Origin of the sequence: Nocardia barduliensis, assembly GCF_013315795.1 — a bacterium.
GTDB lineage: Bacteria > Actinomycetota > Actinomycetes > Mycobacteriales > Mycobacteriaceae > Nocardia > Nocardia barduliensis.
The window spans coordinates 21,299-38,331 of sequence record NZ_JABLTE010000057.1 but is presented as its reverse complement, the minus strand read 5'-3'; the positions used below and the strand labels follow the sequence as shown (position 1 = coordinate 38,331).

Below are 17,033 nucleotides of genomic sequence, written 5' to 3'. Positions count from 1 at the left end.
GCCAGGAACACGACGTGGCTGACTTGGCCGATCGCTTGAACAACCTTGCCGCAGCCGGGCAGCGGGTGTCCTTCACAACGATCGCGATTCCCGTGGCGGAGATCCTCGACAAAGCCCGCGAGATCGCCGCAGGTCCATTGGCACCGTTGCTGGCCGAGGCCATTACCGCGGACGACGCCGACCAGCGATGGGCGGATGTCACCGGACTGTTCGTCGACGGTCTGGCGGCGCAGAAAAGCGTGCTGGCCCTGTCCAGCGCCTTGGAAGTACTTTTGGCCCGTCCAGCGGTGCTCAGTTCTCACGGACCAGCGCTGCTCGACGCACTTCTCGACCAACTCGCACAGACGGTCCAGGACGCCCCAATACTCGCCGGTACCCGGCTGGACGCCGCAGTGCGGTTGGCCATCGGCAAGGCCGTGAGGCCCTTTCGGGTGTGGGATTTCCTCGAACGGCTCTCCGTGCTGGACGCCCCGGAAGACTTCGTCGAACTGCTGCCGCGCACCCTGGGCGCGGCACTCGACAGCTGGGCGGAGGAGACGGAAGCAGCCACCACGCTGCGCCGCCTCCTCGGTGAGCTGGCCCAACTGGAAGCTTCCGACTCGGACGCGGTCTACGAACTAGGCTGCGACCGACTCCGCAACGCTTTATCGAGCACCGACCTGACCCAGGTCACCCAACACCTCATAGATGCCCGGCGAGATCTCGCCGCCAGCACCACCGACGAAGCCCGAACCGACGCCGACTGCTTGATCGCGGCCTGCGACGCGGTTCTCGCTTTCAGCCGCCACGACACCGGCGCAGTGGTCAACGCGGCTGTACGCCTTACGAGGGCACTCGAACAACTCACCGCATGGCAACTGCGTACCCACCAGCCCACCTGGACCCGCCCCCGTCGCTCGGCCCTGCTCGGATGGCACCAGCTCCTACTGCTGCTGGACACAGCCTCGAATACTCTCGCCGACACGGTTTGGATGAGCCCGTGGAACGCCCTCGACGCCGTCCTCTCCGCCTACAACTCGATCCGCACCGTCCAACCGTTGGGCCCCAGCACCGACGCGGGTGTGGCCTTACTCGTAAAGCCCGCAATCGAAGACACCTTCTTACGCGAGCAGAACTTCCTGCACATCCTCGAACGCGCCGTAGATCAATCCGAACAGCACACCGGCCACCCCCAATTCGACCACCCAACAGCCGAAATTCTCCTGGGCAGGATCCGCGCCCGACAACCTCGCACCCCCAGATCCAGCGCGCCCGACGGCGAAGCCAACCCCGACGACGAAGACCCACAACCTACGCAACGGCTGTACCGCCTGGCGCCACTGCTGGTCCGCGCCATGGGCGAGAAGGCAGCACTAGACCTCACCGCAGACCTGACCGACGACGTTGTGTCTTCCCTCGGCGGACTCGCCGAGCAGGCAGATCAAAGCCGCTTCGACGCAAACGACCCAGTGGTAGGTCCGATCGTGCACCGCATCCTCGACCAGTTGGCCGGACACCCCCACTACACCGGGCGAGTACATGTCACCTTCTCAGCGCTGGTGTACCAGACCGTCCTATTCCTCAAGTCGCGCCTAGACCTGGAAAAATCCAGCCTTCTGGGCAAGAGGCGCCGTAACGGCGAACCGGTCTACGACTACCGCCAGCGGCCCGAGAAAGACCAACGCCAACCGCTTGAGGAGGACCTGCAATTGGACTTCCGTAGCTGGCTGGACTCGGGCCCCCTCCACTACGCGGCAAGTGCTGAGCCAATCGACTTGGCCCTCGGACGGGGCGACATCATCGTACGCTTCGACGCGCTGCGCTACTTGGCCGAGATCAAGAAAGATGATCACGACAACAGCCGCCAGCACATCGAGTCCACCTACCTGACTCAAACGACGGAATACAGCAACACCAACGTCCCCTTCGGCCTGCTCCTCGTACTCGACCTGACGCCGAAGACCTCCAGCAGCGGCACCCTCAGACTCGATGAGCTGATCTGGGTCGCGACCCACCGTCCGGCAGGAGCCACAGTTGATCGGAAGGTCGTCGTAGGTATTTTGCCTGGCAATCGATTGCCACCCTCGGATTACTCAAAGTGATGGCTCATGAGGCCGCAAGCCCAAAGCCAATGAGTTCCGCGCCGCTGTAGGACCTATCCACGCCAACTCATCGAGAGGTGGTGCGAACCCCACGAGTCGGCTCTCCGCGTGGAACGTACGACACTCGACATCACCGGCGCCGCAGACAAATCCGGAAAACGGCCACCGAGAGCCCCAGTTGAACGGTGAAACACGTGTACTGGCCAACTATCGATGAGAGTGGTCAATTACCCCTGCAAGGCACATGTGTTCGAGTGCCAGCAAGCGCTCGTCGGCGTGTCCGCCCCACCGGGTTTCGAAACCTGAACGTTTCTTCGGGGTGATCGTGTTCGGGGCCGCGACGAAGAACTCCTCCAAGCGTGGATAGTTCTCGGTCTCGACGGTCAGCCAGAGCCGGGTGTGTCGGCGCTCACGGAAATCCCCAGGTTGAGGCAGTTTCCGCTCATGTAATTCCGCAGGTGTCCGCTCACGTAATTCCCCAGCGGGAAGGTGAGCGCGGCTGGTGTGGTCCTCCCGAGACGAAGGTTGCTCCCATCGATGCGATTGGTGGGAGCTGGTATTGGCGAGGAGAACGTTCGACGTGGTCGATGTGACCGAGATTTTGATTCACTGGCATGCGGGTCGTTCGCAGAGCCAGATCGCGTCCAGTCTGGGGCTGGATCGTAAGACGGTGAAGAAGTATGTGGATCCGGCGATCGCGGCGGGGTTGGCGCCGGGTGGGCCGGCGCGGTCGCCGCAGGAGTGGGGCCAGTTGGTTCGGGAGTGGTTCCCGCAGTTGGCTGATACTCGGTTGCGGCAGGTGACGTGGCCGGAGATCGAGAAGCATCGCGATTTCATCGTGGCGATGCTCGAGGCTGGGGTGAGCAAGCAGACGATCTGGCAGCGGCTGCATGACGAACACGGCCTGGTCGCATCGGCGGCGTCGCTGAAGAGGTATATCGCAGCGAACCTGCCGGAGGAGAACCAGCGGCAGCGGGTGACGGTGCTGCGCGATGATCCGCCGCCGGGTGAAGAAGCTCAGATCGACTACGGGTATCTGGGTTCGTGGGTCGACCCGGTCGGTGGCCGCAAGCGCCGGATCTGGGCGTTTGTGATGGTGCTGGCGATGTCGCGGTTGATGTTCGTGCGTCCGGTGGTGTCGATGGATCAGCGGGCCTGGACCGAGGCGCATGTGGAGGCATTCGCGTTCTTCGGTGGTGTGCCTGCTCGGTTGGTGCCGGACAATCTGCGCACCGGGGTGGCGCGTCCGGATCTGTATGACCCGAAGATCAACCGGTCCTATGCCGAGTTGGCTCACCATTACGGGACTTTGGTGGATCCGGCCAGGCGCGGCAAACCCAAGGACAAGCCGCGGGTGGAACGGCCGATGCCGTATGTGCGTGACTCGTTCTGGCGGGGCCGGGAATGGACGTCGCTGGCCCAGATGCAGGAGGCTGCGGTTGCGTGGTGCCGGGAGGTGGCCGGGCGGCGGTCATGCAGGCCACTCGGTGGTGCGTCACCACTGTCGGTGTTCGAAGCGGTCGAGGCGGAAACGCTGATTGCGTTGCCGCGCAAAGACTTCGTCCTCGCCGACTGGTCGACGGGCACTGTCGGCCCGGATGTCCATGTCAAGGTCGGCAAGGCGTTGTATTCGGTGCCGTGGCGGCATATCGGCCGTCGGGTGGATGCGCGGTCGACGTATTCGATGGTGCAGATCTTCGACAATGGCGAGCTGATCGCCACGCATGTGCGTAAACCGTTCGGCAAGCAGACCGACATGTCGCACTACCCGCCGGAGAAGATCGCCTTCGCCATGCGGGGACCGACCTGGTGCCGAAACCGTGCTGCCGAGATCGGGGAATTCACCACGGCTGTGATCACGGAATTACTGTCGGAGAACGCGTTGTTCCGGCTCCGCGCAGCCCAGGGCGTGCTCGGGTTGGCCGATCGTCACCGACCGGAGCGGCTCGAATTGGCGTGCGCCAAAGCAATCGCCGTCGGGGATCCGTCCTATCGGACCATCAAGGGCATCCTCGCCGCAGGGCTCGAGGCCGACCCGCCACCACCGAGCACTGGTGATGGAGGCGCCGCGGCGTTCCTGCACGGCCCTTCGCGGCTGTTCGGCAACGTCGTGGCCCTGCCCAACCCGAACAGCCCAGCCGCGATCGCCGCCACCACGAACACCGACCGGGACGACGACGCTCGTGATGGCGCCGACGACGAGCAGGGCGAGGGGGTGTCGGCATGATCGTCGATGTCGCCCTGGAACAGGCACTGCGAACGTTGAAGCTGTCGGGGATGCTGCAAACTCTCGAATCCCGCCTCGCTCAGGCCCGCGCCGGCGATCTCGGGCATATCGAGTTCCTGCAGGTGTTGTGTCACGACGAGATCGCTCGCCGCGAGTCCCAGTCGATCGCGCGCCGCATCCGGCGCGCCCAGTTCGAACAACAAGTCACCCTCGAGCAGTTCGACTTCGCCGCCAGCCCGAAACTCCCCGCCGCCCAAATCCGTGACCTCGGTGCGCTGCGCTGGCTGGGAGTCGGTGAATCGGTGGTGTTGTTCGGCCCGGTCGGGGTCGGGAAAACCCATGTCGCCCAAGGACTCGGCCATCTGGCCATCCGTCAGGGCGCCGAGGTTCGATTCACCAAAACCAGCCGACTGCTCGCCACACTCGCCGGCGGTCACGCCGACAGGACCTGGGACAAGCGACTGCGCGAATTCGTCCGGCCCGCCGTGCTGATCCTCGACGACTTCGGCATGCGCGAGCTCACCGCGCCCCAGGCCGACGACCTCTACGAGCTGATCTCCGAACGTACCGCCGCTGGCGGCTCCATGGTGCTCACCTCGAACCGGTCACCAGTGGATTGGTATCCACTCTTCCCGAACCCTGTCGTCGCCGAGTCACTTCTGGACCGGCTCATCAACACCAGCCACCAAGTGTTCATGAACGGGCCGTCCTACCGGCCCAACAAACGCCCCGGCACCAAAGACGAGCCCAAGACACAACAGAAGGAGGTCGGGTAGAACATAACCCAGGACCCACCACCTGCCCCATTACGTGAGCCGAGCGCCCGGGAATAACGTGAGCGCCGACAGGGTGTGCTCACCGTCGGCACGTACAGCGATCCCGAGGCTATCGGCGAGGTCGAGGACGAACCGCTCGGCTGCGGCGCGGTCGGCGCGATGGGTGATCTCGACCGCGCGCCACGCGGTCGCGCGGGCGCTGTAGCAGCGCCGCACTCGATACACCGCCCACTCACACGAGTCCATCGCGGCGTCGGCCAAGGCATGGACCTCGTACGCACCGTCTGCCCTGAGTCTGTCCCGCAACGATTTACCTGGCCCGAACAGCCCGCTGCGGTGGTTGAGCGCCAGCGTGCAGTACTCGTCGACGAGATGTTTGAAGGCTTCCTCGGGGTAGGTGCGGTAGCGGGCGAGTTGATCGGGCCAACTGGGCACGCTGACGTAACCACACTGGCGGCAGCAACTTTTGGGCCACCATACGCCGAACAATCCGTACAGGTAGCCCTGGCTCATCGCCCGGCTCATCCCGGCGGCGTGCAGCGGGTAGATCGGGTGGCGGCGCCCGCCCATCGTGACTGAGGTGTCGCGGGCGATCCTTGCGGTCTCCTCGGCGGAGAACCCCACGGCGTGGATGTAAGGGCGCGGTCCCAAATGTGTTGCACGCCAGGTATCTAAAGGCTGGCCCTTTGCCTTGGTTGAGCAGGCGCGCCCGTTGAGGGTGGGCATGACACCGTTGCCGCGGTGTTCGGCCGAGAGCGGGTAGAAGCCGTGCTCGTCGGGATCGGGATGCAGACGTGTGGGGGTCCGGGTGTCTTGCAGGACAACGATCCCGTCGGCGACGCTGGGACCGGCACGGGCGACTTCGATGAAGCGCACTCGCCGGGCGGCGAGCAACGGCAGGATATGTTGCGCGACAAGGTCACAGGCCGATCGCCACTCGTCTCCTGTCTGGGCGACCATGACCAGCAGATTCGACAGATCATCGAGCAACTGCGGGGGCCGGAAACCTGGGTCGAGCAGAGTACGGGTGACCCCCGCGGCGCTGTCTACGCCTAGACCGAAAGACCAGCACAGCGGCATCGCATCGTCATCGAAAAGCGTTGGGAGAGGGAATAATCCCTCGGTTTCCTCGACCATGGCGACCGTTCCTTTCGGCAGATGACGCGGCCCGGCAGCACGGTCGGAAGCGATACCCCGGGCACTCACGCGAACGAAGCAGCCCCCAAGCGGGTGCGCTCACGGCCCAGGCAATGCAGGGCACTACGCGCCGCGTGGAGGGACCGCGCCGATCGAGGGCGCCGGAATCGAAAGCAGCGGCCCGTCCTGTGGAGATCCGTACTCCGGATTGCCGCTCTGTCAGCGGTCGAGCGGGCGGCGGGCGTGCAGGAGCACGGTGTCGGCCTGGGTGCCGGAGGTGGTGAAGGCCCCGGCGGGCAGTGGTTCGTGACCGCCGTGGGCGGTGATGAATTCCCGCATCGCCCGGTGGTCGCGGTCGGTGCGGTAGGTGTAGCTGTTGGGCGCGAAAGCCAGCAGCCCTCCGCCATCGTCGAGCAGGCCCCAAGCGGTGTAGAGGTGGTCCATCCACACCGTCGGCTGCCCCGGCAGTGCGAACGGCGGGTTCATCACCACGCCCGCGTACCGGGGTGTCGCTGTCGCGGCGAATTCCTCGAAACTGGCGATCACGATGGTGACCCGCGGGTCGTAGTCGATGGCTGCGGCACGCTCGCGGTCGGGCTCGACGGCGGTGACCCGCACAGCCGGGTTGGTGGCCAGGATCGCCCGCACAAGCGCGCCATCGCCGGCCGAGGGCTCGAGCACGTGCGCGCCGGGCGCGAGTGCGGCGATACCGGAGTGCTCACCCGCAACGATGTGGCGGGCCAGCGGCTCGGGGGTCGCGTAGTACGCGTCGAGTACTTTCCTGTCGGTGTTGGGGGTCGTGCCGCGAGCCACCGCTGCGGCGATGGTCTCGCTGGGGTCGTCGGGGAAGATGTGGGCTTGTGCGCGGCGGTTCCATTGTCCGCCCATGGATTCGAGGACCCTGTTGACTTTCTGGTAGTCGGCTTTGCTCAACTGCTGGGGCAGGAACAGGTTGTTGCCTTCGGTTCGCGACTCGGCCAGGACCTCGCGAGCGAACTCGGGCACCGACACCGACGTTCTCACAGCCATCAATGATCACCTTTCACACAGAATGGACACAGACAAGGAGACCCACGCCCAGCGGGCGGGAATCGAACGACGCTGCACAGCGCGGGCCGCCGGAAAGGCCGTGGTGGACTCGAACTCCGGCGTCGCGCCGGTGTCGACCGGTCAACAGGATGTGTCGATGACCAGTTCCACCCGTTCGTCGGCGACGGCGAGGCGGTAGTGGACGCAGTAGGTATCGGTCATGATGGTGGTGATGTGCAGCCGGTAGTGCTCGGTCCAGGTGCGCAGTTCGTCCCCGGCGGCGGCGGCGAGCCGGTGCTGGGCATCAGGGTCCAGGGATTCGAAGTGCTCGCCGTAGTCGGCGAGACTGCCGGTGTGCAGGGCACCCGCGTAGGACCACACGTAGCGGCGGGGTCACCGCCCATATACCGCTCGTGATGGCGGACGTGGACACCGCCCAGGACCGAGCGCGCGGACTCGGGACACCCGCAGCGGGCCGCAGGCGTGCCGTGGCGTTGCGCGATCGTGGCGCCGTCGAACCGGATCCGTATCGGCACCGATCGCGCGAGTTCGGCCGAGTTCATCTCGACCGTCACCACCCCCGCGGTGTCGCGCCCGCAGGCGATGCTCAGCAGCGGCATGCCACCGTCGCAGAGCACCCGCATACCGCAGGTCGTCGTCGTTTCGCGGCCGTCAGCCGACGACAGGCGCGCATCCACAGCGAGGTCGCCGCAGCCGGTCATGTGGCGGCTTTTCGGGTGATGTGGGCGAGCAGGGTCCGCAGGGCGCGCAGTCGTCCGCGCCGGGTTTGCAGGTTGAGATAGGTCGACAGCTCGACCGCGGCCACGAAGGCGTCGACGAGCTTCTCGCCGAGTTGGTCGACCTCACTGCGCTTGTCCAGCAGTTCCTGGACCTGCTCGCTCAGACGCGTGATCTGTTGTCCGGGTCCTGCCATCCCGGCCGGGACGAGATCCAATCCGAACTCGGCGGCCAGCATGCCGAGCAGCTCCCGCCCGTTGGGCAGCGGGGCCCGATCGGCGGCCTCGACCACCGCCAGGCCCTGCGGGGTCGAGCAGACCACGCAATCCTCGCGCGGCTGCTCGTAGCTGCACCGGGTCCCGTGCACCTCATCCAGCGGCTCGCCCTGCTGGATCAACCCGTCCAGACACCATCGGCCGTCCTCGAACACTATGTGCACCTTCACCGCGTCCTCGATCCGATGCTCATCGGGCATGTACGGATCGAAATCGGGGTGATAGGCGTCGATCTCGTTGTCACTCATGATGTTTCCCTTTCTGCGAGTTCGGATGTGGGCGTGCGGATCTCGGTTCGGGTCCGGCCGTGCCGGGACACGAACCGACGTCAAGGAGAGCCGGGCGTACCGGGAAGGGGGGCGGATTCAGTCGATCCAGTCGGCGACCGGCCCGGTCCCGGTGTCGGTGGCGGCTTCGGCGACGACCTCGGCCATGGACACGTCCACACGGAAGCGGTGCCCGATGTCGGCCTCAACCGCTGCGTACTGCGCGGCCAGCTCGGGGTGCAGGCGCGCGGCTCGCACCAGACCTGATCTCGACGAATAAATGCAGAACACACACGACGCGCGCGGAAATCCTGCACTGTAAGAAAAATGAGGCCGGGTGCCCGCCGCTGCGATCCTATTGGGGAAGTCCGATATCCAACGCTCCGGAATAGCCGGGACGGTCACTGCGGAGCCCGTCGTTGAACGACTGCGGCGTATTTGGCCCAGGAGGCTCCCGAACGATCGACCCAGCGGTCGGCTGCGGACGGGCTGACGCCGAGGAGGTCGGCGAAGACTGCGGCGGGCATCTGGGTGGCGAAGTCGAGAAGGGCGGCGTGTCGGCCTGGTCGCGAGAAGATTCCGATCTTCTTGAGGCGGTGGCCGAGGTGGTTCGGGCTCAGGTGTCGGGCTGGGTCGACACCGGGGAAGAGCCAGGGCGATTCTCCGGCTCGGTTGACGACTGATCGGGCGCTGCGGGTCTTGATGTGTTCGTGGAGGAGCTGAGCCAGCTCTGGGGGCAGGTTCAGCGGCTTGGGGCCGAAGTTGATGTGGGTCTCGGTGGTCGTGACGGTGACGTCGGTCATGGTGAGGCGGACGATGTTGGTGACGGATTGGGCGTAGAGCAGTGTGAACAGGCCAGCGACGCGGTCCCCGATATGGATGGTTCGGTTGTTGAGGAGTTGGCGGGCCAGGGCCCATCGGCGTTCGGCATCCAGCGGAACCGTTTGCTTGGTCTTCCGGTATTCGGGGATCTCGATTTGGTGGGCGTGGTGTTTCTGAACTGACCATTGGACGAATCCGCGGGCCTGGTAGCGGGTGCTCGAGCCCTCGGTGATCCAGCGGTCGATGTCGGCCTGCTGACAGCTGGCCAAGGTCAAGTCCTGCTCGTCGAGCCAGCGAAGCAGGGCGATTGCAGCTCGGAGGCTGACGCGGATCGCATCGACTTGTGCTCGTTGAGCGAATTTGTCGTCGCCGAGCAGTCGACGCAGTCGGCTGAGATGGTGCCAGGTGACGAAGCGGCGCAGTAATTTCCGTTGTTCGGGGTTGTCGACGGTGGTCAACGCCTTGTCGATCCATGCTTGGAGGTCGGCGAGGTATTCGTCGCGGGGTTTGAGAATGCCTGCGGTGGCCAGGATCCCGCGGAGGTGTCGGCTGGCATTCCGGGAGAGCCGCCGGTCGAATTCCTCATGGGTGAGTGGGCAGGTTCCAGCGGCGATGTCGCTCAGTAGCTGGGCGGAGGCGGACCTGCTGAGCCATTGGAGGATCTGGTTGGGAGAGGTGGCGTTGAGCAGAACTTGGTGCAGGGCATCGAGCTCTGGGCGGTCGACGGCGTCGGGACCGCGGAAGAGTTGATCGAGTTGGCGGGCGAGAGCGCAGCGTGGGCAGAGCCCGTAGTGGTAGAGCCGATCGACGGTTCCGCATTCGGTGCAGGTGCGGAACGAGATGGGGTCCTTCTCGTAGCAGGTGTGGCAGAGACGGCCGTCTGGGCCCCGGGCGGCGATCTGGAGAGTCTTGCCGCATCGAACGCAGGGCGATTTCTTGTGTGAGCATGACTCGCAGACGGGATGTCCGGCAGCGACTCCCAAACAGTTGCGGTAGTGGCCGCAGCGGCCGCAGAGGGCCAGCGGGAGTCGGTAGCAGATGTTGCAGAGCTGCTCGGTGCCGTGGCGCTGGACGATGAACCGGTGTCTGTGGCAGGTGGTGCATTCCTCGTGGAGAAGCCCGACGTTCCGATGGCAGTACTGACACAACGGCTTTCCCTCGGAGGTGCGGCCGACCACGAGCCGCTCACGGCCGCAGCGGGTGCAGGTCTTCTTCGGCTCAGCCTTCTTGTAGCAGGGGTTGCAGACGCGCTGGCCGTCGAGGCGATTGGTGAGCGCGAGGTCTTGGTGGCAGACCGGACAGGGCGGCAGCACCACGTGACGTGCACCGGCTCGGCGCAATTCGGTGATCAGGCGGATGAGGAATGGCGAACCGGATGCCGCCTCGCCGGTCAGCAGACCGGGGCGGTCTTCGATCTCCCAGGAGAGCTTGAGCAGATGGTTGGGCAGCTTGGAGACCTTGGTGATCGCCGCGTTCATGATGTCGCGGTCCATTTCCGGCTCCAGCTCCCGCAACTGTGCGGCGAGCAGAGCGACGGCGTCGACGTCGCGGCCGGGTCGGCAATCTCGACAGACCCTCCGGCCTTGCCGGTCATGGTATTGGAGCCAGCGGAAGGCTTTGCAGTTCGCGCATTCGGCCTTCGGTCGCTTTCTCTTCTGCTTGCAGGGCAAACAGATTCGCGTGTTGTCCGCGCGCTCGGAGAGCTTGTTGGGTTTCTCGCAGTCCGGACAGCGCGGTGCGACCACGTGTGCAGCGCCGGCGGCGATGAGGGCGTGGATGAAGTGGTCGACCGCGACAGGGCCGTCCGGTCTGCCGCAGGTCAGCAGGTCCGGGCGCTCGGTGAGTGCTTGGACGATGCGCAGCTGTTTGGCCCTGATCGACGCGGCCGTGCGTGCCGCGGCGAGCACGGTCTCGGCCGCCATGGCCGGTTCGACGTCAGCGACCAGCTGGAGCAGTTGGGTGTCCAAGGGTGATCGGTGCTCCATCTGACCCGTCCTCGTCCGGATTCAGCGGGTGATCCGGGCCGGCTTCGGGCGGAACGAGCCCACGCCGGTCTCGGTGCCGCTGCCGGATGCTGCTTTGCGGGGCCGGGCAGCTACGCCGACCGCGATCGGTTCGATCAGGTCTTCCATCGAACAGTCCAGGATGTCCATCAAGGCGACGAGCACTTTCAGGCTCAGACGCTCCGGTCGCTCGGCGACCAGGCGATAGACCTGGCTCGGTGACAGACTGATCCCTCGCTCGGCGAGCATCGGCCGCAGCGCCGTAGTCGAGAACATCTCTCGGGTCGCCATCACCTGCCGGAGGTTCCAGCGGTAGTCCAACTTGGCGGTCATGACAACTCCTTCTCGAAGGCCCGGTCCAGGGCCTGACGCATCATTGAATTCATGAAGTCACCGCTGACCGCTGTGTAAATCGCTGTGGTGGACTGGAATTCGTGTCCCGCTGCGGCCTGGATGAGTTTCGGGTCGGCGCCGTCCTCGATCAAATGGGTGACCCAGGAGTGTCGGAGGCAATGTGGGGTCAGCTCTGCTGGCAATCCGAGCGCGTCCCGATACTGGGCGAAGCGGTCGTTGATGTCGGCCGGCCGTACTCGCCCGCCCCGCTCGGTCAACCAGATCGCCGGATGTTCCGGGATTCCGAACCTCGGCCGGATGTTGACCAGGTAGTCGTCGATGACCGGAACGATCCACGGCATCAGCGTTGGGACCTCGCGGCGCTTCGGTGGTGATCCGCGGGTGCGTTTTCCGTGCCTGACTTGCAGCATCCCGTATTTTCCCAGTTCGCGGGCGTTGGCGTTGCGGTAGAAGTCGACGGTGTCCATGCGGGACGCCTCAGTTCGGCGAAGGCCCCACGCGTAGATCGTCTTGAACAAGGTTGCATCGCGGTAGGCGGCCAGGGCGCCCTTCCTGCCCGACTTCGCGGCGCGATCGACCTGCTCGTCCGCGTAGTCGAAGAACCGTTGCAGCTCATCACGGGTGAACGGTCGCCGGTCCGGCGAGCCCTCGTAATCCATGAGGTGAGCGACGCTGTTCCACTCGTGGACGATTTGGATCGGGTGAGTCTCGAATCGCTTCTGGCACTCGTATTCCCAGCCGTATGCGGGGTTGGTGAGGTATTCGGTGAAGCCCCGGACCGCGCCCTGATAGTTGCGGATGGTCGATTCCGCGCGGCCGAGTTCGCTGACCAGGTAGGCCATCCACTCGTCGAAGTGTGCCGCGGTCCAGTTCCATGGGTACTCGTTGGTGTAGGTGTGGAACCGCCGCACGACCTGTGCTCGTGAGTGAATTGTCTTGGGTTGCAAGCGACGTCCGCCTCGCTGCTGGCGTTCCCACCCGCGAATCATCGCTTCGAAGACGGTCTCTTCGGGATGCAGAAAGGCAACGCCGTCGACCAACTCGAGGCCCGCAGCACCGGGGCCAAGCACGCCCTTCTGCACCCAGCCTCCCGGTCCCTTTAATGCGTAGATCTTGCATCAGATGCGAATAGCATTGCAAATGCGCAGGTAGAAGGGTTGCCATAGGTGGGTCGTTGCGGGTTAGAGTTACGCCGATTGACCTGCAAAGTCGGGAATCGTGATTGCATCAGATGCAATTCCGGATGGACGCGCCCACACCGCGGCGAGGTCCCAGCCGTGGATCGGCAGCCAGGTATCCACGATCCGCCGCGAATTCGAGACACTGGCCTTCGGAGGATTCCCGGCGCTGCGGGCGGCAGCGCACCGCGGGCACAGACACGTCCTGCCGGGCTCGTGCACGAAGGCGGGCCGGTTCGCTCTCTCCGCGGACTCTTGACTGCGATGGCCCATGATGTTCAGCACCCTGATCGGGCGATCGACGATCCCGGCGGCGCGGGATTCCGCGACCAGCATCGTGATCACCCGCCGCGCCGGAGATCGCTTGAAATCGCTTGTGCACCAACGATTTCGATGCGATGGCCATTTTCCGCGTTCGGTGACACGGTCGAGCAGGTCCCCGCCGGTCCGGGCTACCACCTCGTGGCGCAGCCCGTAATGGTCGGCGTGTTCTCGCGCGAGAGCCGAAGTTTCCGGCCAGTCGGAGCGGCCCATGTCGGCATGGACGGTGGTGACCCGGTCCAGCACACCGAGGTGGTGGAACTCCTCGACCAGAACATCCACCATCGCCTGGCTGTCCTTGCCGCCACTCAGGCTCAGAAGGTAGTGGTCGTATCCACCCAGGTCAGGCCCCGCAGCCACCGAGAAATCGATCCCACCGCGCCCGCGCCGCAGTGACCGCTGGGCGGGGCCACGCCGAGCGGGCCTTCGCGTCGTGGCAATGGGCGTGGTCACGGCCGGGACCGCCTTTCTGTGTCGGTGCCGCTGCGGGCAGCGGGAGGCAAGGGGCGCGCACCGGTGGGGAGCGTGCGTGGTGTCGGATCCGGTCAGGCCGCCGACACCGTTCGTAATCCGGCGTCGAACAGCGGGATCTGTTCGCTGCCAGTGACTTCGGTGCGGGGCGCGATGCGGGGCCGTGGGCGTGGTGCGGGTTGAGTGGGTGCCGGTTGCTCCCACAGTTGCGGGTCGGTGGTGACGCGCAGGTGGTGGTTGAGGCGCAGGGCGTTCATGGCCTTTTCGCGGAAGGCCACCGCGTAGCGCAGGCAATTGCGGCAATCGGTCACCCGTCGGCGCCCGCTGTCGCGATTCGGGCGTGAGAGGTGCACGCAGCCGGGCATCGGTGTCCGGGCGCGCCGCGCTGCCAGTGACCAGGATTGGCTGTCAGCGCTGTGCAGAAGATGCCCGGCCAGGACCAGGGTGCGCAGCGAGACTCCGTAGCCGTGCATCCTCATCCCGAATCCCGCGAGCGCGGTCAGGACGTGGGCGACATCGTGGTCGGCGCTGCTACGTCGGCAGATACTGCCGATCCCGACCCAGCGGCCGGCCAGATCGATCCCCGCCGAGCGATACATCCGGTAATGCTCGACATATTGGCTGGGATGCCACCCTTGAAGGGTCGGCAGCCACGGGACGTGATCGAAATTGTGTGCCAGGTACCGGTAGTTGTCGAGGGTGAGTTGCTGATGATCGGCGATGCTCAGGCCGGTGCGTCGCAGGCATCCGGGTTCGCACGGCAGGTCCTGGATGCCGACGAACCCGGGTGGCCCGATGTCGTCGATGAGCCGCGACCACAACGCCCCGTACTCGTCCGGCACGGCCCACCAGGGGTGATGATGTGGATCGGCGGTGAGCACGAGAGCCGAGTAAGCCCCCGAGTCGCCGCTGTAAGGGGCGTGGTTGATCCGGACCGGGAACCGCTCCCCCCTGGTTCGGTAGCGCGCCAGCCGCGGCGCGGACAGGAACACCGGCACCGGTGTGGTGTTGAGCAGGCTGGGTTGACCGACACCCAGATAGAACTGCATCCGCCGCGCCGGATCAGGATGGTCAGCGGTGACGGTCCACGGCGTGATCGGTCCCCACGGCGTGTCCCACCGCCGACCGCCACTGTCCTCGGACCCGCGCGCGGGTGCCGGGTCATCGAATGGTGAGGCCATCATGCGAACTCCTTCCACACCGGGACGACGAAGCAACGGCGGCCCCGACCGTCCTCGGACACCGCAGGCGTATTCGCCGCATTCGGGGGGCCGATGACCCTCCGATTCGATTCGGGCGGCACACATCGATGAGGCGGCAGCGCAGCGAACGGTGCTGTCGCGCTGTGCCGCGCCGTGTTCGGCCCGGCCCGGGTTGGGTGTCGCTACGGGATGGTGATGCCGAGGTCGGCGGCGGCTGCGATGGCGAACCGCGCGCCCCGGTGCACTACGCCTGGTGGGAGGGCACGTTCGAGCGCGGCGTGGAGCAGCCGGGCGAAGATGTGCGTGGGATCGGCCTCCAGTGCGATCGTGATCGCGAGCCTGGCCAGGGTGCCGTCGCCGCGCAGGTGTGCGCTGTAGGCGAGCAGGACCGCGGCCTCGGCGCGGTAGCGGCCGGTGAGGCTGCGGGTCAACAAGATCCACAACCTCTCCGCGGCGACGGCGTGCTCGCCGATGGCGATCGCGGGCAGGCACTGCGACACCGTCGCGATGCTCAGCACGGCCCCCAAGCGTGCGAGGTGACTCGGGGTGAGGGTGAGGCCGTCGGCGAGATCGGCGATCGCGTACAGCACCTGCTCGAGGTCGCGGCGGTCGCGGACGGTCATCTCCAGGTCGTGCTCGACGGCCTGGCGGCGGCCACGGACCTCGGCGACAGCCCCGCCCAGCGCCGCTGACACCGGGATGGCGAGCGCGGGATCGGTCCTCAGCGAGTCGGCCAACGCTGCCCGAGACTCCAGGACAGGCATCCCGAGCGCTGCACGCTGCCGCGCGGAGGGTGTGCGAGCGGGATCGGGCAGCGTCCCGGATTCGGTGGTGCCCGACAGCGACCACCACGACCCACCGGCCACGATCGCGACCGTCGCGAAGGTACCGGACACGCGGACGGGACTGTCGGCGAGGCCGCGGACCACCTGCTCGACAAGACGATGGTCTCGCCCGGATGTGGCCCGTCCGTCGACGCCCGGCGCGGGCAGCCGGTCATCGACGACGATCACGAAACCCGTGGCAGAGCCCATCATCGCCAGCAAGGGCCGCAGGCAGTCGATGATCGAAGCGGCACTGTCGGTGAGGTCGAACCGAGGCAGCGCCGCCAGCTCGCCGCGGTCGGGATCTGTCGATCCTGCCGGGATCAGAACCAGAATCAGCGAACGCTGCGGGATGAAACCGATCATGCCGGGGATCGAGGCGATCAACCGGCCCGGAGACGGCAGTGGCTGAGGTATGGACATCACGAATCTCCTTGGTAGGGAATAGAACAACCTCCGAACACCTCATTGCTGGTGCCGGTATGACATCGGGTGGGAATGCCGAGGGCTGGCGCCGACCGCGGTGGGGCTAGTCGGGCACCGCAGCACCGGACGGGCGGAATCGGCGTGGCATTGGTCTTCCACGAACGTGGAAGACGAGCGGATGATCACGATGGGTGGGCGGGGAGTAGCATCGTTGCCGGAGGATCAGCAGGCTGGCCGATATTGTTGGAGGTCAGCTCATGGCTGCACGTCGACCGCCGCGCTCACCGCGAACGGCTCGGTCACCGGAAATGACGCAACGGGTGCAACGTTCACGCGAGCGTGTGCGCCGTCGCCGGGAACTCGCCCGCGAACGCGACCGCGCGATCGCCGCGGCGGTGCGCCGCTATCTGTCTAACTGGCAGGCGATCACCGCGTGCGAGACCAAACGCGACGCCGAGATCGCCGAACTGCGCCGACAGATCAGCGTCGTCGAAGACGAAGCCGCCGGACAGATCGCGAGTCTGCGCGCCGACCAGGGCAGCGCGGCAATGATCATTCGAGACCAGCCCGGCCACACCGACGATGACGTCGCCGACCTGCTGGAGATCACCCCGAAGCAAGTCCGTCAACTCATCACACTCGCCCGAACACAGGCCACCGACCCGCCCGCCCCGCCGAAGGACGCCGAAACGACCGACCCGCCGGAGGACGCCGAAATGACCGATCCCACGCGCGAGCAGAGGCAGCGGACGGAGGAGAAACAGACCGACACCGACGGCACGGAATCACCGCGTGCCACCGGTATCCCAGCGCAGACCGAACAATCGAGATGACACCGGCATCGCCGCCGACCACCGAGATCGGCCGCGCACGAGACCTGATCGGCGGCGTCTAACTGTCTAC

At 65.8% G+C, this 17,033-nt stretch carries 14 protein-coding genes and 1 pseudogene; 4 read left to right on the top strand and 11 right to left on the bottom strand.

Annotated features, from left to right (window positions below; genetic code table 11):
• Positions 1–14 precede the first annotated feature (14 nt).
• The 3 genes and pseudogenes from HOV91_RS23275 to istB all read left to right on the top strand — a co-directional run bounded on the left by HOV91_RS23275 (position 15) and on the right by istB (position 5,084).
• Entirely contained in the window at positions 15–2,081 is a 2,067-nt protein-coding gene (locus HOV91_RS23275; RefSeq protein WP_157227534.1) for a hypothetical protein, read from the top strand.
• A 580-nt stretch (positions 2,082–2,661) separates the two neighbouring features.
• Positions 2,662–4,176, top strand: a pseudogene (istA, locus tag HOV91_RS23270) (IS21 family transposase); the annotation flags it as partial.
• A gap of 128 nt (positions 4,177–4,304) precedes the next feature.
• Positions 4,305–5,084: an IS21-like element helper ATPase IstB gene (gene istB, locus HOV91_RS23265; protein ID WP_043736045.1), complete on the top strand. Its 780-nt coding sequence runs from the start codon at positions 4,305–4,307 to the stop codon at positions 5,082–5,084.
• Between the two features lie 30 nt (positions 5,085–5,114).
• On the opposite strand, the gene HOV91_RS23260 is transcribed toward istB, so the two are convergent.
• The 11 genes from HOV91_RS23260 to HOV91_RS23210 form a co-directional block, all read right to left on the bottom strand.
• Positions 5,115–6,221, bottom strand: coding sequence for a hypothetical protein (locus tag HOV91_RS23260; protein ID WP_157227535.1), 1,107 nt, complete (start codon positions 6,219–6,221; stop codon positions 5,115–5,117).
• A gap of 219 nt (positions 6,222–6,440) precedes the next feature.
• A complete protein-coding gene (locus tag HOV91_RS23255; protein ID WP_157227536.1) occupies positions 6,441–7,250 on the bottom strand; it encodes a hypothetical protein in 810 nt (269 codons plus the stop codon).
• 141 nt (positions 7,251–7,391) lie between these two features.
• Complete coding sequence (locus HOV91_RS23250) at positions 7,392–7,631, bottom strand: hypothetical protein (protein ID WP_043736049.1); 240 nt, start codon at positions 7,629–7,631, stop codon at positions 7,392–7,394.
• A gap of 337 nt (positions 7,632–7,968) precedes the next feature.
• Positions 7,969–8,511, bottom strand: a complete 543-nt coding sequence (locus tag HOV91_RS23245; protein ID WP_174187531.1) for a hypothetical protein — start codon at positions 8,509–8,511, stop codon at positions 7,969–7,971.
• 117 nt (positions 8,512–8,628) lie between these two features.
• On the bottom strand, positions 8,629–8,787 hold the full coding sequence (locus tag HOV91_RS23240; RefSeq protein ID WP_157227386.1) for a hypothetical protein: 159 nt from the start codon (positions 8,785–8,787) through the stop codon (positions 8,629–8,631).
• 143 nt (positions 8,788–8,930) lie between these two features.
• Positions 8,931–11,336, bottom strand: coding sequence for a CHASE3 domain-containing protein (locus HOV91_RS23235; RefSeq protein ID WP_174187530.1), 2,406 nt, complete (start codon positions 11,334–11,336; stop codon positions 8,931–8,933).
• 21 nt (positions 11,337–11,357) lie between these two features.
• Positions 11,358–11,687 carry a helix-turn-helix domain-containing protein gene (locus tag HOV91_RS23230; protein WP_174187529.1) on the bottom strand — a complete coding sequence of 110 codons (330 nt, stop codon included), beginning with the start codon at positions 11,685–11,687 and terminating at the stop codon, positions 11,358–11,360.
• Entirely contained in the window at positions 11,684–12,697 is a 1,014-nt protein-coding gene (locus HOV91_RS23225; protein WP_174187534.1) for a tyrosine-type recombinase/integrase, read from the bottom strand. Before HOV91_RS23225 ends, HOV91_RS23230 begins: the two co-directional genes overlap by 4 nt.
• 198 nt (positions 12,698–12,895) lie before the next feature.
• The gene (locus HOV91_RS41120; protein ID WP_369009325.1) at positions 12,896–13,492 is read right to left on the bottom strand and encodes an adenine nucleotide alpha hydrolase family protein; all 597 of its coding nucleotides are present in this window, start codon (positions 13,490–13,492) and stop codon (positions 12,896–12,898) included.
• Positions 13,493–13,752: 260 nt separating this feature from the next.
• On the bottom strand, positions 13,753–14,862 hold the full coding sequence (locus tag HOV91_RS23215; protein WP_051046290.1) for a deazapurine DNA modification protein DpdA family protein: 1,110 nt from the start codon (positions 14,860–14,862) through the stop codon (positions 13,753–13,755).
• Between the two features lie 200 nt (positions 14,863–15,062).
• Entirely contained in the window at positions 15,063–16,127 is a 1,065-nt protein-coding gene (locus HOV91_RS23210) for a DUF4192 domain-containing protein (RefSeq protein ID WP_043721168.1), read from the bottom strand.
• A 323-nt stretch (positions 16,128–16,450) separates the two neighbouring features.
• Between HOV91_RS23210 and HOV91_RS23205 the strand changes: the two genes are divergently transcribed.
• Positions 16,451–16,963, top strand: coding sequence for a hypothetical protein (locus HOV91_RS23205; RefSeq protein WP_157227106.1), 513 nt, complete (start codon positions 16,451–16,453; stop codon positions 16,961–16,963).
• Positions 16,964–17,033 lie beyond the last annotated feature (70 nt).

Bases quoted from the DNA above. Each gene is read 5' to 3' on its own strand.
- istB (WP_043736045.1), top strand. From the start codon at position 4,305: ATGATCGTCGATGTCGCCCTGGAACAGGCACTGCGAACGTTGAAGCTG.
- HOV91_RS23260 (WP_157227535.1), bottom strand. From the start codon at position 6,221: ATGGTCGAGGAAACCGAGGGATTATTCCCTCTCCCAACGCTTTTCGAT.
- HOV91_RS23255 (WP_157227536.1), bottom strand. From the start codon at position 7,250: ATGGCTGTGAGAACGTCGGTGTCGGTGCCCGAGTTCGCTCGCGAGGTC.
- HOV91_RS23245 (WP_174187531.1), bottom strand. From the start codon at position 8,511: ATGAGTGACAACGAGATCGACGCCTATCACCCCGATTTCGATCCGTAC.
- HOV91_RS23235 (WP_174187530.1), bottom strand. From the start codon at position 11,336: ATGGAGCACCGATCACCCTTGGACACCCAACTGCTCCAGCTGGTCGCT.
- HOV91_RS23230 (WP_174187529.1), bottom strand. From the start codon at position 11,687: ATGACCGCCAAGTTGGACTACCGCTGGAACCTCCGGCAGGTGATGGCG.
- HOV91_RS23225 (WP_174187534.1), bottom strand. From the start codon at position 12,697: ATGATTCGCGGGTGGGAACGCCAGCAGCGAGGCGGACGTCGCTTGCAA.
- HOV91_RS41120 (WP_369009325.1), bottom strand. From the start codon at position 13,492: ATGGTGGATGTTCTGGTCGAGGAGTTCCACCACCTCGGTGTGCTGGAC.
- HOV91_RS23215 (WP_051046290.1), bottom strand. From the start codon at position 14,862: ATGATGGCCTCACCATTCGATGACCCGGCACCCGCGCGCGGGTCCGAG.
- HOV91_RS23210 (WP_043721168.1), bottom strand. From the start codon at position 16,127: ATGTCCATACCTCAGCCACTGCCGTCTCCGGGCCGGTTGATCGCCTCG.